A 14106-nucleotide genomic window follows, 5' to 3' on the forward strand; every position below is an offset into this window, starting at 1 on the left:
GTGCGACCCACTCGAGGAGACACGAGAACCGTGACGGACATCGTCGACGAGCTGAAGTGGCGGGGCCTGTTCGCCCTGTCCACCGACGAGGACGCTTTGCGCAAGGCGCTCGCGGACGGTCCCGTCACGTTCTATTGCGGTTTCGACCCGACCGCGCCGTCCCTGCACGTCGGACATCTGGTGCAGGTGCTCACCGTGCGCCGGCTCCAGCAGGCCGGTCACCGGCCGCTGGCGCTGGTCGGCGGTGCGACGGGCCTGATCGGCGACCCCCGCCCGACGGCGGAGCGCACGCTGAACGACCCGGAGACCGTCGCCGGCTGGGTCGGGAAGCTGCGCGGCCAGATCGAACCGTTCCTGTCCTTCGAGGGCGAGAACGCGGCCGTCATGGTCAACAACCTCGACTGGACCGAGGGCCTGTCCGCCATCGAGTTCCTGCGGGACATCGGCAAGCACTTCCGCGTCAACAAGATGCTGACGAAGGACTCCGTCGCCCGTCGTCTGGAGTCCGACCAGGGCATCAGCTACACCGAGTTCAGCTACCAGATCCTCCAGGGCATGGACTTCCTCCAGCTCTACCGGAGGTACGGCTGCACGCTCCAGCAGGGCGGCAGCGACCAGTGGGGCAACCTCACGGCCGGCCTGGACCTGATCCACCGGCTGGAGCCCGGTGTGGAGGCGCACGCGCTGGCCACCCCGCTGATGACCAAGGCGGACGGCACCAAGTTCGGCAAGACCGAGGGCGGCGCCGTCTGGCTCGACCCGGAGATGACCTCGCCGTACGCGTTCTACCAGTTCTGGCTGAACGTGGACGACCGGGACATCAGCCGGTACATGCGGATCCTGTCCTTCAAGTCCCGTGCGGAGCTTGAGGAGTTGGAGAAGCAGACGGAGGAGCGGCCGCAGGCGCGGGCCGCGCAGCGGGCGCTGGCCGAGGAGCTGACGACGCTGGTGCACGGGGAGCGGCAGACGGCCGCCGTGATCGCCGCGTCCCGGGCTCTGTTCGGTCAGGGCGAGCTGGCGGAGCTGGACGAGAAGACGCTGGCCGCGGCGCTGTCCGAGCTGCCGCACGCGAAGGTGGCCGAGCCGGCGCCGGTCGTGGACCTCTTCGCGGAGGTCGGGCTGGTGCCGAGCAAGTCCGCCGCGCGGCGGACCGTGAAGGAGGGCGGGGCGTACGTGAACAACGTGAAGGTCACCGCCGAGGACGCGGTTCCCTCCCGGGAAGAGCTGATCCATGGGCGGTGGCTGGTGCTGCGGCGGGGGAAGAAGAACCTGGCCGCGGTCGAGGTGACCGGGGCCTAGCGCCGTAGGGGCGTGGGTGAGCTGCCGAGTGCCGCTTCGTCGTGGTTGCTCGCGCGGTTCCCCGCGCCCCTTACGGGGCTCAGACCCGTCGTTGTTTTCTCTTGCCCAGGGTCGCCATGTACGCCATGTCGCCCAGGGCCACGATCGCGATCGCGGCGACCAGCTGGAAGATGTGGCGGCTCCAGTCGATGCCGGAGGTTTCCTCGACACCGAAGCCGCGTGCGATCGCGTTGCCGACGACGGCGCCCAGCATGCCGAAGATCGTCGTCAGCCAGAGCGGGCTGTGCTGCTTGCCCGGGAGGATCGCCTTGGCCAGCAGGCCCAGTACGAATCCCACGATGATCGCCCACAACCAGCCCATGGCTGCCTCCTCGTACGGCTCGACGCGAGCATTACGCCCAGTGTCGACCCGCCTGCGGTACGCCGCATGTCGGGCACGGCTGTACACGCTACGGCGCATTTCCCGCACTCTCCGTGGAAGGTGACCCGGTCTCGTAGGCGGCGCAGACGCGGCGTAACGTTGAGCTTGTCCGGACCGCGTTCCCTGGAGCGGACACGGGCGGGGCACGGGCCATGGTGCGTCCGATACAGGCGGGTGGTGGAACGCGATGCGGAAGCAGAGCAACGTCGAGGTCTTCCGGATCACAGGTGCCCGGCAGAGTCTCGCCGAGGACGTCCGCGGCCGTCAGCGTCGCTACATCATCTCGATGTCCGTGCGCACCCTCGCGGTGATCGCCGCCGCGGTCCTCTGGAACGTCGAACGGCACGTCGCGGTCGTCGCGCTGGTGCTCGGCGCGGTGCTGCCGTACATCGCCGTGGTGATCGCCAACGCGGGCCGGGAGAACGCGCCCTCGCTGCCGTCCACGTACGTGAGGGCGCCCATGCGACCGATGATCACACCGCCCGCGGAATCCGTCCCGGAGGACTCCGCGACCGACCCCGCGGCCGACCCTGCGGCAGATCACGCGGCGGGCCCACGGAGCGAGCCGCGCGAGCGGGCCTGAGTTCCGGCCCCGGGACCGTCCGGACGAAGCGGAACCCGGCTACCCGCCAAGCTCAAGAAAAGCTCAGATCAATCATGTAGTTCCTGTGCCGGGCAGAGGCCTACCCGTGACATACTTCGTACGCGCTCCGCATCCCCCGTCGGAGCGACAGACCGACGCCGGGCAGCTCCCCCCGTGGCTGCTCGGCGTCGCCTTTTCTAAGGCCGGATCCCTGCGGCTAGGGTCGACGTGTGAACATCCTCAACGTCCCCGGCTCCGATCCGTCCTCCCCCATCTGTTCGGCCAAGGGTTGCCGGGCCGACGCGGTCTGGGTGCTCGCCTGGAACAACCCGAAGCTGCACACGCCTGAGCGGCGCAAGACATGGCTCGCGTGCGACGAGCACCGGGAGCATCTGTCGCAGTTCCTGGGAGTTCGGGGCTTTCTGAAGGATGTCGTCGAGCTGGAGAAGTGGGAAGCGCCCAAGGGATAGGGAGCGTCGGTGGTCCCGCGAGTGCCGGTCCGTCGTGGTCGCTCGCGCAGTTCCCCGCGCCCCCTACGGGCGCGGTTGTCAGCCCCCGATCGCCGACATCGGGCGGTCGGGCTGGACGAACGACGGGTCGTCGAGGCCCGCGCCCGCCTTCTTGCCCCACATCGCCAGCCGCCAGATGCGCGCTATCTCCTCGTCCGGGGCGCCGGAGCGCAGCGCGGCGCGCAGGTCGGTCTCCTCGCGGGCGAAGAGGCAGGTGCGGACCTGGCCGTCGGCGGTGAGGCGGGTGCGGTCGCAGGCGGAGCAGAAGGGGCGGGTGACGGAGGCGATGACGCCCACGCGGTGGGGGCCGCCGTCGACCAGCCAGCGTTCCGCCGGGGCCGAGCCGCGTTCGTCCTGGCCCTCGGGGGTGAGGTCGAAGCGGGTGCGCAGGGAGGTCAGGATGTCGCCGGCGGTCACCATGCCGTCGCGCTTCCAGCCGTGCTGGGCGTCCAGGGGCATCTGCTCGATGAACCGCAGCTCGTAGTCGTGCTCGACGGCCCAGGCGAGGAGGTCCGGGGCCTCGTTGTCGTTCAGGCCGGGCATCAGGACCGAGTTGACCTTCACCGGGGTCAGACCGGCGTCGCGGGCGGCTTCGAGGCCGTCGAGGACGTCCTGGTGGCGGTCGCGGCGGGTGAGGGTCTTGAAGACGTCCGGGCGCAGGGTGTCCAGGGAGACGTTCACCCGGTCCAGGCCGGCCGCCTTCAGGGCCTGCGCCGTGCGCTTGAGGCCGATGCCGTTGGTGGTCAGGGACATCTGGGGGCGGGGGGCGAGGGCCGCCACGCGCTCCACGATGCCGACCAGGCCGGGGCGCAGGAGCGGCTCACCGCCGGTGAAGCGGACCTCCTCGACGCCCAGGACGCGGACGGCTATGTCGATGAGACGGACGATCTCGTCGTCCGTGAGCAGATCGGGCTTGGCCAGCCACTGCAGGCCCTCCTCGGGCATGCAGTACGTACAGCGCAGATTGCACCGGTCGGTCAGCGAAACCCTCAGGTCGGTGGCCACTCGGCCGTAGGTGTCGATGAGCACGTGGGCCCCCTCCCTCGCGGCGGATCACAATCGTTCGACATCTGCGAGCCTACGTGACCGCGCTGACAACATCACCGGCCCGATCGCACGAGACGCGGCGAGGGGCCGCCGTAGATGTCTACGACGGCCCCTGGCGACGCGAGCGCGGGACGCGCCCTGTAGAGGCGCGGGGATCCGCGCGACCGGCCACGACGGCGCCCGGCCTCGTGACGGCGTTTCCGGCGGAGCTAGTGCGCGCCGGTGCCCGTGAGGGAGCGGACCTCCAGCTCGGCGTACTTGGCCTCGTCCGGCTTCTCCTTGGACAGGACGGTGCCGAGGAAGCCCATGAGGAAGCCGAACGGGATGGAGATGATGCCCGGGTTCTTCAGCGGGAACCAGTGGAAGTCGACGTCCGGGAACATCGCCTTCGGGTCGCCGGAGACGACCGGCGAGAACAGCACCAGGCCGACGGCGACGATCAGACCGCCGTAGATCGACCACAGCGCGCCCTGGGTGGTGAACTTCTTCCAGAAGAGGCTGTAGAGGATGGTCGGCAGGTTGGCGGAGGCCGCGACCGCGAAGGCGAGCGCGACCAGGCCGGCCACGTTCAGGTCGCGGGCGAGGGCGCCCAGGCCGATGGAGACGATGCCGATGAAGACGGTCGCCCAACGGGCCGCGCGGACCTCCTCGGCGCCGGAGGCCTTCCCCTTGCGGATGACGTTGGCGTAGATGTCGTGCGCGAAGGAGGACGACGAGGCGAGGGTGAGGCCGGCGACCACGGCGAGGATGGTCGCGAAGGCCACCGCAGAGATCGTGGCGAGCAGGATCGCGCCCCAGGCCGAGTCGACACCGCCGAGGTGCAGGGCGAGCAGCGGGGCCGCCGTGTTGCCCGACGGGTTGGAGGCGATGATCTCGTCCTGGGAGATCAGCGCGGCGGCGCCGAAGCCGAGGGCGATGGTCATCAGGTAGAAGCCGCCGATGATGCCGATGGCCCAGTTCACGGACTTACGGGCGGCCTTGGCGTTGGGCACCGTGTAGAAGCGGATCAGGATGTGCGGCAGACCGGCGGTGCCCAGGACCAGGGCGATACCGAGGGAGATGAAGTCCAGCTTGGAGGTACCGGTCGCGCCGTACTGGAGGCCGGGCTCCAGGAAGGCGGCACCCTTGCCGCTGTTCTCGGCGGCGGTGCCGAGCAGATCGGAGATGTTGAAGTTGAACTTCAGCAGCACCAGGAACGTAATGAGGAGCGTGCCGCCGATGAGCAGCACGGCCTTCACCATCTGGACCCAGGTGGTGCCCTTCATACCGCCGATGGAGACGTAGACGATCATCAGGAGGCCGACGAGGGCGACGATGAGGATCTTGCCCGCGTCGGAGGTGATGCCGAGGAGCAGCGAGACGAGGACGCCCGCGCCCGCCATCTGGGCCAGCAGATAGAAGATCGACACGACGATCGTGGAGGTACCGGCGGCGGTGCGCACGGGGCGCTGGCGCATGCGGTACGCGAGCACGTCGCCCATCGTGTAGCGGCCGGAGTTCCGCAGCGGCTCGGCGACCAGGAGCAGGGCGACCAGCCAGGCGACCAGGAAGCCGATGGAGTAGAGGAAGCCGTCGTAGCCGAAGAGGGCGATGGCGCCGGCGATGCCGAGGAACGACGCGGCGGACATGTAGTCGCCGGAGACGGCGAGGCCGTTCTGGAAGGCGCTGAACTGGCGGCCGCCCGCGTAGAAGTCGGCGGCGTCCTTGGTCTGGCGGCCGGCCCAGACGGTGATGCCGAGGGTCGCCAGGACGAACAGCGCGAACAGGGTGATGATGAGCGGCCGGTGCTGGCTCGCCTCGTTGGCCGCGAGGAACGTCTGCTGTACGGAGCTCATGCGCCGCCCTCCATCCGGGACTTGATCGCCTCGGCCTTGGGGTCGAGCTTCGCGGCGGCGTGCTTCGAGTACCACCAGGCGATGAGGAACGTGGTGACGAACTGTGCGACGCCGAGGATGAAGGCGACGTTGATGTTGCCGAAGAGCTTGGTGCCCATGAAGTCGCCCGCGTAGTTGGAGAGCAGGACGTACAGCAGGTACCAGGCGATGAAGCCCACGGTCAGCGGGAAGGCGAACGAGCGGTAGGAGCGGCGCAGTTCGGCGAACTCGGCGCTCTCCTGGACCGCGGCGAACTCCTCGGGCGAGGGGAGGTGATGCTCGGTCTTCGCTGGGGGCGGTGCGTCGGTTGCCACGGAGTCTCCTCGCGTCTGAGCCGCCTTCGCGACGGTGGATGGTGACTTTTTCGCCGTCGGATCGGGGGACGGACTGGGTTCGGACATGGGGTCGGCTCTGTTCCTTCGATGACAGGTGCGCGATCGTGCTCGCGCTCCCTGCTCAACGTCACGGCGGCGCACGAGGACCGGTTCAACCGTGCGTGTTTCTTTCGAAAACCGATTCGGAAAGCACCGCGGGAGCCATGCACGCTCGACACGCGGCCGGGGGGTGATCGGCCGGGAGGTGCGGTGACTTCGAGGGTTACCCCTCTACTTCGGCCTCCCGCCCGTGAAGTCATTGCTGGCCGGCGACGACCAGGGATAGCTTCGGGCTGCACCACCAACGTCATGTACCTGCCCGGGCACCCGTGTGTCTCGGGCCGGTTTCTTTCAGGATGATGTGGAGATCCCATGGCTCATCTGCGCTCCAGACGACAGCTCGCACTCGCCGTGCCGGTCGTCCTGTCGCTGACCGCCTCGCTCGGTTTCCTGCCGGGTGTCGCCTCGGCGGCCCCGGTCACGGAGTCCACCGCCGCGACCGCGGATGGCCCGAACCTGTCGTACGTCGTGAACACGAAGACGGACAAGCGCACGATCGCCTCCGTGCAGAAGGCGATCACCCAGGCCGGCGGCAAGATAGTGGTCACCTACGCCAAGATCGGCGTGATCGTGGTCCACTCGACCGACCCGGCGTTCGGTGCGACGATCCGCGCGGCGCGTGGAGTGCAGTCCGCCGGTGCCACCCGGACCTCGCCGCTGACCCCCGCCGGTACGACGGACCTGGGCGCCGTCGACATGCTGACGGACGCGGAGGCCGCGAAGGTGAAGGCCGCCTCGGCGGACACCCCCGACGCCGAGCCCCTCGAGGCCGACCAGTGGGACCTGCGCTCGATCGGCGCCGACAAGGCCGCGAAGATCGACGACGGCAGCAAGAAGGTCACGGTCGCCGTCATCGACACGGGTGTCGACGACACCCACCCGGACCTCGCGCCGAACTTCTCCAAGTCCCAGTCCGCCAACTGCAACGGCGGTGTCGCGGACACCAGCGAGGGCTCCTGGCGGCCGTACACCCCGCAGGACTACCACGGCACCCATGTGGCCGGTGAGATAGCCGCGGCCCGCAACGGCGTCGGTGTCGCCGGTGTCGCGCCGGGTGTGAAGGTCTCCAGCATCAACGTGACCGACCGCGCCAGCGGCCTCTTCTACGCGGAGTCCGTCGTCTGCGCGTTCGTCTTCGCCGCCGACCGCGGTGTGGAGATCACGAACAACAGCTACTACGTGGACCCGTGGCTCTACAACTGCGTGGACGACCCGGACCAGGAAGCCATCGTCGACGCGGTGAACCGGGCGCAGAAGTACGCCACCAAGAAGGGCACCCTGCACCTGGCCTCGGCCGGCAACTCCAACCATGACCTCGCCTCCGACGCGATCCTGGACGCGTCCAGCCCGAACGACACCACGCCGGTCGAGCGCACCATCGACCCGAGCGAGTGCTTCGACGTGCCGACCCAGCTGCCGGGCATCGTCACGGTCAGCGCGACGGGCGTGAAGAACGAGAAGTCGTTCTACTCCACGTACGGCAACGGCGTCGTCGACATCGCGGCCCCGGGTGGTGACAGCCGCTACCAGATCCCGGACACGCCGTCGAAGAACGGCCGCATCCTGTCCACCATGCCGAACGGCGAGTACGGCTACCTCCAGGGCACCTCCATGGCGTCGCCGCACGCCGCCGGTGTCGCCGCGCTGCTGAAGTCCACCCACCCGTGGGCCTCCCCGAAGCAGCTGCAGTGGCTGCTGAAGGCCCAGGCTGACGAGCAGGCCTGCCCGACGTCGTACGACCAGAACGGCGACGGCGTCCAGGACGCGGTGTGCGAAGGCAGCCCCAGCGTGAACGGTTTCTACGGGTTCGGCATCGTCAACGCCCTGAAGGCCGTCAAGTAACCTCAGCGACGAGCAGCCACGGCGAACTGGAGACAGCATGGCAGCGCCTCTCAAGCGCTCCCGTCGTCCGACCGCGATCCCGCTGGGGATGGCCATGGCGACCGCGCTGCTCGTCGTACCTGACATCACGGCCTCGGCGGTCGAGTCGACCGGATCGGCCGCCTCCGCCGGGCTCAGCCATGTCGTCACGGACGCGCTGGACGCGGTGACCAGGTAGGGATCTCTCCACGGAAGTCGGGCCGGGCGGTGGTGCACCGCCCGGCCCTTTCGTTGCGTAGGTTCGGATCATGACTGACATGGATGGTGTGTGGGCGGCCCTGGGTGGCGATCCCGCTCTGCTGCCGAGGGTCTCGACCGTCGTGCGGAGCGGGGTGCTCGACGCCCGGCTGCCGGTACGGGAACTGGCGCGGACCTGCGTCGGGGTGTGCGCGCTGGCGGCGGCCGAGTTGGGCGCGCGCCGGGCCGGGCTCGCCGAGGTCCCCCGGGTGCGGGTGGACGACGGCGCGGTCGGCACCGCCTTCGTGAGTGAACGTCATCTGCTCGTCGACGGGCGGGCGCCGGTCAACTTCGCGCCACTGTCGCGGTTCTGGCGGACGGTGGACGGTTGGGTGCGGACGCACGCGAACTATCCGCATCACCGGGAGCGGCTGCTGTCCGCGCTGGGGGTGCGTGTCGGTGAGACGCCTGACGAGGGAGTGCCCGCCGTCGGGTCGGCGCTCGCCGAACGGTCGTCCCTGGAGGTCGAGGAGGCCGTGTGCGCGGCCGGGGGTCTGGCGTTCGCCCTGCGGACGCCGAAGGAGTGGGCGGCGCACGAGCAGGCGGCGGCCGTGCGGGAGCGTCCGCTGGTCGAGTGGCGGCGGTGGGACGGCGCCGACGCGTCGCGCGCGCGTGTGTTCGGTACCGGGGCGGAGGTGTCCGCGCCGGCCGCCGGGGTGCGTGTCCTGGACCTGACCCGGGTCATAGCGGGACCGGTGGCCACGCGGACGCTCGCCCTGCTGGGCGCGGACGTGCTGCGGATCGACCCGCCGGGGATGCCCGAGATCCTCGACCAGCACGCCGACACGGGTTTCGGGAAGCGGTCGGCGACGCTCGATCTGACCGCGGACCCCAAAGCTTTCGAGGCGCTGCTCGCGGAGGCGGACGTCGTGGTCACCGGGTACCGGCCCGGCGCGCTGGACCGGTACGGGCTGTCGCCCGAGGCGCTGGTCGAGCGGCGGCCCGGGCTGGTCGTGGCCCAGCTCTCGGCGTGGGGCACGTACGGGCCGTGGGCGGGGCGGCGGGGCTTCGACAGCCTGGTGCAGGTGGCCACGGGCATCGCGGCGGTCGAGGGGTCCCGGGAACAGCCGGGCGCGCTGCCCGCGCAGGCGCTGGACCACGGGACGGGGTATCTGCTGGCGGCGGCCGTGCTGCGGGCGCTCACCGAGCGGGTGGACGGGGGCGGCGGTCGCGTCGTGCGGCTGGCGCTCGCGCGTACGGCGGCCTGGTTGACGGACGGCGTCGAGCCCGACCCGGACAGCCCCGGAAGCGGTGACGGGCTCGCGGACTACGACGGCCCCGAGGCGTGGCTCGCCGAGCGGGACAGCCCGCTGGGACGGCTGCGGTACGCGCGGTCGCCCGTCTCCTTCGAGGGCGGGCCCAAGGACTGGGCACGGCCGCCCGGGGTCTGGGGAGGGGACGAGGCTCGCTGGGGTCACGTCGAGCCGAGCCGGCGTTGAGCCACCCGCGGCCCGGAACCGCACACATGGGCGACATATCGAACTGGCGATTGTTTTCCGGCACTTGCCCGGTTCTGGTACGACTGGTGAACTTTCCGGGGTGAACCTGACGAGACGCACGGCGGCGACGACGGAAGCGGGGTCGGAGGGGCCTGAGCGGCGGACCGGCCTGGCCGGGAGAGGGATCTGGCGGGCCGTCATGATGCTCGTCCTGGTCACCGCGGGGGCGCTGATACCCCTGTTGGGGCCCCGGGTGGCGCTGGACGGCACCGGTGAGGCCGGGGCACCCGGGGCCGGTGGGATCGCCCTGCTGCGGACCGTACTGCTGGCGGCGTTGTGCGTACCGGCGGGTGAGCTGTTCGTGGCGCTGCTGGTGCGGCGGGTACCCGGCGCGCCCGGACAGACGCCGCGCAGTTGGGCGCCCTGGGCCGCGGGGGCCGGTCTCCTGGCCTCACTGGGGCTCGCCTCGGTCGTGGCCACCGGCAATCTGGTGCCGGACTCCCCAGCCGACATCGACGTGGGCGGCCTCTACGAGACCCGGGACGGCAAGCTCGCCCTCCTGGAGGTCAACGCCTTCGCGGCGGCCGGTCTGCTGGCGCTGTCCCGGCGGCCGGCCGCCCAGGCGCTGCCCCTGGCCGCCGTCGTCGTCGCGGAGGCACTGCGCGCCCACCCGACCACGGACTACCACGACCCGCTGGTCGGCACCGCCCTGACCGTGGTTCACCTGACGTGCGCGGCGCTGTGGGCGGGCGGCCTGCCGCACGTGCTGCGGACCCTGCGCACGCGCGCGTGGCGCTCGTCGGGGCCGGGCACCGCGCTGCTGGGGCTCTACGCGCGCGTGGCCGTCGTTCTGCTCGCCGCCGTCACCGCCACCGGGGTGTGGAGCACGCTGCGCCGGATGCCGCCGGGCACGGTCCTCGACCAGCTGGCGGAGACGGCGTACGGGCGCGCCCTGTTCGCCAAGGTCCTGCTCGTGGCCGGCGTCGCCGTGCTGGCCCTCTGGGCGCGACTGCGGCTGCGCCGCGCGAGCGACGATCCCCTCGACGCCTGCGCTCCCGCACGCGCGGAGGTGGTGGTGCTGGGCGCGGTCGTCGCGGTGTCGGCGCTGTTGACGGCGTTGCCGCTGCCGATCCGCTGGTGAGGGCGGCGCGCGGCGGGGGTGCGCCGCGCGGGCCGGTCACACCGTGGGCCTGGGCACCTCCCCCGCCGCGGGGTGCCCTCGGGGCGTGCGCCGGGGGTGTCGAGGACGCCCCGGGTCAGCAGGTACTGCGCCGCCAGATAGGTGAGCATGATCCACAGGTCGGGGCGGGGTGGCTGCGGCCACTCGGCGACCCCGGTCGCGATGAGCATGTCCGACACCACGAAGAGCGCGCCGCCGAGCCCCGCGACGAGCCCGAGCCGGGTGGCGGCCCACGCCATCGTGGTCAGCAGGGCGCTGTACCCGGCGACGGGGAGGCGCAGCTCGGCCGGCAGACCGGGCCACAGACTCGCGACGGCGACGACCAGGGCGAGGCCGTACGCGACACCGAGCGCGGCAGCGTGCGCCGGCCGGCCGGACCCAGGGTCTCTGCGGTCTCTGCCGTCCCCGCCGAGTCTGCCGAGTCTGCCGAGTCCGGCGAACAGCACGAGGTAACAGACGTGTCCCGCCGCGAAGGAGCCCATCCCGCCGAGGAAGGCCGGTTCTGCGTCGGAGAGGAGCAGCACGTCGCCGCCCCAGCCGAACAGCAGGGCGACGATCAGCGGGCGGGGCGCGCCGCGCGTGTGGGCGTACACCGCGAGCAGGGGCATCAGCAGGGGTTTGGCGACGAGGTGCCCCATGTCGAACCCGACGGCCAGGGACCCGAGGTCGACGCCGGCGACGGCCCCGAAGGCGATGAGGAGGACGGACTCCCGGCCCCGCCTCACGCGATGGTCTTCGAGGACGAGGACGGGGTCGGGGTCGGGGTGGTGGGCGTGGCCTGGGCCGGGCTCGGGGAGGGGGTGGGGGCCGGGATCGGCTGTGCGGGCTTCCAGCCGGGCCCCCCGAAGACCCGGCCCGCCCGCTCGCCCCAACCGCTCGCGCGTTTCAGGTCCCTGGCGATGGCGACGTACTCGTGCGTGGCGACCCGCAGCGGGTTGTACGTGTCGATGTTCTTCGTCAGGCCGTACACCGGCCGTTCGGTCTCCTCGACGAACGAGCCGAAGAGCCGGTCCCAGACGATGAGGATGCCGCCGAAGTTGCGGTCCAGATAGCCGCCCTGGGAGGCGTGGTGGACCCGGTGGTGCGAGGGCGTGTTGAAGACGAACTCGAAGGCGCGGGGCAGCTTCCCGATGCGCTCGGTGTGGATCCAGAACTGGTAGACGAGGTTGGCGGAGGAGCAGAAGGCGAGCGCGGCCGGGTGCACGCCGAGGGCGATGAGCGGGACGTAGAAGGGCCAGACCGTCCAGGTCGTCCAGGGCTGCCGGAGGGCGGTGGTGAGGTTGAACTTCCGGCTGGAGTGGTGGACGACGTGACAGGCCCAGAGGATCCGGATCACGTGGTGGCCGCGGTGGGACCAGTAGTAGAAGAAGTCCTGCGCGAGCAGCATCAGCGGGATCGTCCACCACAGGACCGGGACGCGCAGTGGGGTCAGTTCGTGGATCGCGGTGTAGATCGCGACGATCGGGATCTTCCAGAGGAAGTCGAAGACGAGGCTCCCGAGCCCCATACCGACGCTCGTCGCGGCGTCCTTCGCCTCGTACCCCGCGGCGTCCTCGTCCGGATGGATCCGGACGCTGATCACCTCGATCACGGTGAGCAGCACGAAGGCGGGTATCGACCAGAGCACGACATCGGGCAGGTTCGGCATGGGGGCACGGTAGAACCGCTGGTGGACGGGGGCTAGACGTTGTTACTGACAAGTATTTCCGGCGGTACGCGCTTGCTTCTTGGCGTTCTCCACCAAACCGGGGGACGGGGCGGCAGCTGTCACTCCGTCACTTGTGCCGCTCCTGCGCCGGGTAACGAGCTGTCAGTCGGGGCCCGTATCCTCAGGGACCATGCTCGAAGACCACACGACCGCAGCGTCGCAAGCGCCTTGGCCGGCCGCGTACCCACTGGGGTACGCGGTCGTGGACGTGGAGACGACCGGGCTGGCCCGGGACGACCGGATAATCTCCGCGGCTGTGTACAGACTGGACGCGCGGGGCGAGGTCGAGGACCACTGGTACACGTTGGTCAACCCGGAGCGGGACCCGGGGCCGGTGTGGATCCACGGGCTGACGAGTGATGTGCTCGAAGGGGCACCGTTGTTCAAGGAGATCGCGGAGGAGTTCTCCGCGCGGCTCGCGGACCGCGTGCTCGTCGCGCACAACGCGGTGTTCGACTGGTCGATGATCGCCCGGGAGTACGCCCGCGCGGAGGCCGAGGCGCCGGTGCGCCAACGGCTGTGCACCATCGCGCTGTCCAAGGAGCTGGGGCTGCCGCTGCCCAACCACAAGCTGGAGTCACTGGCGGCGCACTTCGGGGTCGTGCAGCAGCGGGCGCACCACGCGCTGGACGACGCCCGGGTGCTGGCGGAGGCGTTCCGGCCGAGTCTGCGGGTCGCCGCCGCGAGCGGTGTACGGCTGCCGCTGCACGAGTGCCGGCCGCTGACCGAGTGGCGGGACAGCCCCGCCGCACCCCGCATCGGACAGCAGGCGGGCCACGGGGGCGGCTACGGCGGCTACCGGCCCACCAGTTGGCGGCCCGCGCGGAAGCGGCCCGCGTGCCCCTACCCCAACCCGGGGCGTTTCGAGGACGGCAAACCGCTCAAACAGGGCATGCGGGTCGCCTTCTCCGGGGACACGTCGGTCGAGCGCGATCTGCTGGAGGACCGTGCGATCGAGGCGGGGCTGCATGTGGCGACGAGCCTGTCCCGGGTGACCAGTCTGCTCGTGACCAACGACCCCGATTCGAACACGTCGAAGGTCGTCAAGGCCCGGCAGTACGGGACACCGGTGGTGGACGAGGCCGCGTTCGGGCAGTTGCTCCGCGATGTCGCGCCCGCCGACGAGTGACCCGTACGGACGGGTGATCGCCGGGCGACTCGCCCGGCATCCGCTCACCCACGCGGTGACGACGGCTCACTCTGTGGCGCATGGCGAGATGAGAAGTTTGCGGCAATGACTACGGAATGACCTTCGAGGTCCACGCCCAGGGCGCGGTTCTGAGCATCGCCTCCTTTACCCGCTTGCAGCGGCTGAGCGTCGTGGAGTCGTGCGTGGTCGCCTGCGACAAGGCGTCCGAGGGGCAGGGCTTCGGCGTAGTCGCATGACGTCCGGTTCGTGGTCATCCGAGGCCGAGGAGTGAGAGGGGTCGGTGAGGGTTGCGGGCGTTGCGGCGGAGACCGGCCGCGATGTTCTTCACTCCGGCCGTGCGGAGG

The 14106-nt window shown here is 70.6% G+C and carries 14 protein-coding genes and 1 pseudogene; 9 read left to right on the plus strand and 6 right to left on the minus strand.

From position 1 onward, the window contains the following. The first annotated feature begins 30 nt into the window (after positions 1-30). Positions 31-1299, plus strand: a complete 1269-nt coding sequence (gene tyrS / locus GWK25_RS29055; protein WP_215454367.1) for a tyrosine--tRNA ligase — start codon at positions 31-33, stop codon at positions 1297-1299. A gap of 79 nt (positions 1300-1378) precedes the next feature. Here the strand turns inward: tyrS and GWK25_RS29060 are convergent, their stop codons facing one another. Then, positions 1379-1660 carry a GlsB/YeaQ/YmgE family stress response membrane protein gene (locus GWK25_RS29060; protein ID WP_215457668.1) on the minus strand — a complete coding sequence of 94 codons (282 nt, stop codon included), beginning with the start codon at positions 1658-1660 and terminating at the stop codon, positions 1379-1381. A 247-nt stretch (positions 1661-1907) separates the two neighbouring features. On the opposite strand from GWK25_RS29060, the gene GWK25_RS29065 reads away from it, so the two are divergent. Then, positions 1908-2303 carry a DUF3099 domain-containing protein gene (locus GWK25_RS29065; RefSeq protein ID WP_215454368.1) on the plus strand — a complete coding sequence of 132 codons (396 nt, stop codon included), beginning with the start codon at positions 1908-1910 and terminating at the stop codon, positions 2301-2303. Between the two features lie 230 nt (positions 2304-2533). After that, complete coding sequence (locus tag GWK25_RS29070; protein ID WP_215454369.1) at positions 2534-2773, plus strand: hypothetical protein; 240 nt, start codon at positions 2534-2536, stop codon at positions 2771-2773. A 78-nt stretch (positions 2774-2851) separates the two neighbouring features. Here GWK25_RS29070 and moaA read toward each other — a convergent pair whose 3' ends face one another. The 3 genes from moaA to GWK25_RS29085 all read right to left on the minus strand — a co-directional run bounded on the left by moaA (position 2852) and on the right by GWK25_RS29085 (position 6047). Next, on the minus strand, positions 2852-3841 hold the full coding sequence (gene moaA, locus GWK25_RS29075; RefSeq protein ID WP_215454370.1) for a GTP 3',8-cyclase MoaA: 990 nt from the start codon (positions 3839-3841) through the stop codon (positions 2852-2854). A gap of 227 nt (positions 3842-4068) precedes the next feature. Next, positions 4069-5694 carry a cation acetate symporter gene (locus tag GWK25_RS29080; protein WP_215454371.1) on the minus strand — a complete coding sequence of 542 codons (1626 nt, stop codon included), beginning with the start codon at positions 5692-5694 and terminating at the stop codon, positions 4069-4071. Next, the gene (locus tag GWK25_RS29085; RefSeq protein ID WP_215454372.1) at positions 5691-6047 is read right to left on the minus strand and encodes a DUF485 domain-containing protein; all 357 of its coding nucleotides are present in this window, start codon (positions 6045-6047) and stop codon (positions 5691-5693) included. Before GWK25_RS29085 ends, GWK25_RS29080 begins: the two co-directional genes overlap by 4 nt. 432 nt (positions 6048-6479) lie before the next feature. On the opposite strand from GWK25_RS29085, the gene GWK25_RS29090 reads away from it, so the two are divergent. From GWK25_RS29090 to GWK25_RS29105, 4 genes are all read left to right on the plus strand, one after another. After that, the gene (locus tag GWK25_RS29090; protein WP_215454373.1) at positions 6480-8009 is read left to right on the plus strand and encodes a S8 family serine peptidase; all 1530 of its coding nucleotides are present in this window, start codon (positions 6480-6482) and stop codon (positions 8007-8009) included. Positions 8010-8046: 37 nt separating this feature from the next. Next, positions 8047-8226 carry a hypothetical protein gene (locus tag GWK25_RS29095; RefSeq protein ID WP_215454374.1) on the plus strand — a complete coding sequence of 60 codons (180 nt, stop codon included), beginning with the start codon at positions 8047-8049 and terminating at the stop codon, positions 8224-8226. Between the two features lie 70 nt (positions 8227-8296). After that, on the plus strand, positions 8297-9724 hold the full coding sequence (locus tag GWK25_RS29100) for a CoA transferase (RefSeq protein ID WP_215454375.1): 1428 nt from the start codon (positions 8297-8299) through the stop codon (positions 9722-9724). Between the two features lie 100 nt (positions 9725-9824). Further along, positions 9825-10865 (plus strand): CopD family protein, encoded by a 1041-nt coding sequence (locus GWK25_RS29105; protein ID WP_308404342.1) that lies wholly within the window; start codon positions 9825-9827, stop codon positions 10863-10865. Positions 10866-10933: 68 nt separating this feature from the next. Here GWK25_RS29105 and GWK25_RS29110 read toward each other — a convergent pair. After that, positions 10934-11629 (minus strand): annotated as a pseudogene (locus GWK25_RS29110) (lysoplasmalogenase); the annotation flags it as partial. Continuing rightward, positions 11626-12552: a sterol desaturase family protein gene (locus GWK25_RS29115; protein WP_215454376.1), complete on the minus strand. Its 927-nt coding sequence runs from the start codon at positions 12550-12552 to the stop codon at positions 11626-11628. The pseudogene GWK25_RS29110 and the gene GWK25_RS29115, both read right to left, overlap by 4 nt. A gap of 190 nt (positions 12553-12742) precedes the next feature. On the opposite strand from GWK25_RS29115, the gene GWK25_RS29120 reads away from it, so the two are divergent. After that, positions 12743-13741, plus strand: coding sequence for a DEDDh family exonuclease (locus GWK25_RS29120; protein ID WP_215454377.1), 999 nt, complete (start codon positions 12743-12745; stop codon positions 13739-13741). Between the two features lie 116 nt (positions 13742-13857). Continuing rightward, the gene (locus tag GWK25_RS29125; RefSeq protein ID WP_215457978.1) at positions 13858-13998 is read left to right on the plus strand and encodes a hypothetical protein; all 141 of its coding nucleotides are present in this window, start codon (positions 13858-13860) and stop codon (positions 13996-13998) included. The last annotated feature ends 108 nt before the right edge of the window (positions 13999-14106 follow it).

Origin of the sequence: Streptomyces sp. ATCC 21386, from assembly GCF_018728545.1 — a bacterium.
In the GTDB taxonomy this organism is placed as follows: Bacteria; Actinomycetota; Actinomycetes; order Streptomycetales; family Streptomycetaceae; genus Streptomyces.

What these genes read in the sequence shown, in the direction of transcription:
- GWK25_RS29080 (WP_215454371.1), bottom strand. Translation starts at nt 5,694, where the DNA reads ATGAGCTCCGTACAGCAGACGTTCCTCGCGGCCAACGAGGCGAGCCAG.
- GWK25_RS29095 (WP_215454374.1), top strand. Translation starts at nt 8,047, where the DNA reads ATGGCAGCGCCTCTCAAGCGCTCCCGTCGTCCGACCGCGATCCCGCTG.
- GWK25_RS29100 (WP_215454375.1), top strand. Translation starts at nt 8,297, where the DNA reads ATGACTGACATGGATGGTGTGTGGGCGGCCCTGGGTGGCGATCCCGCT.
- GWK25_RS29125 (WP_215457978.1), top strand. Translation starts at nt 13,858, where the DNA reads ATGACCTTCGAGGTCCACGCCCAGGGCGCGGTTCTGAGCATCGCCTCC.
- GWK25_RS29120 (WP_215454377.1), top strand. Translation starts at nt 12,743, where the DNA reads ATGCTCGAAGACCACACGACCGCAGCGTCGCAAGCGCCTTGGCCGGCC.
- GWK25_RS29090 (WP_215454373.1), top strand. Translation starts at nt 6,480, where the DNA reads ATGGCTCATCTGCGCTCCAGACGACAGCTCGCACTCGCCGTGCCGGTC.
- GWK25_RS29115 (WP_215454376.1), bottom strand. Translation starts at nt 12,552, where the DNA reads ATGCCGAACCTGCCCGATGTCGTGCTCTGGTCGATACCCGCCTTCGTG.
- GWK25_RS29065 (WP_215454368.1), top strand. Translation starts at nt 1,908, where the DNA reads ATGCGGAAGCAGAGCAACGTCGAGGTCTTCCGGATCACAGGTGCCCGG.
- GWK25_RS29060 (WP_215457668.1), bottom strand. Translation starts at nt 1,660, where the DNA reads ATGGGCTGGTTGTGGGCGATCATCGTGGGATTCGTACTGGGCCTGCTG.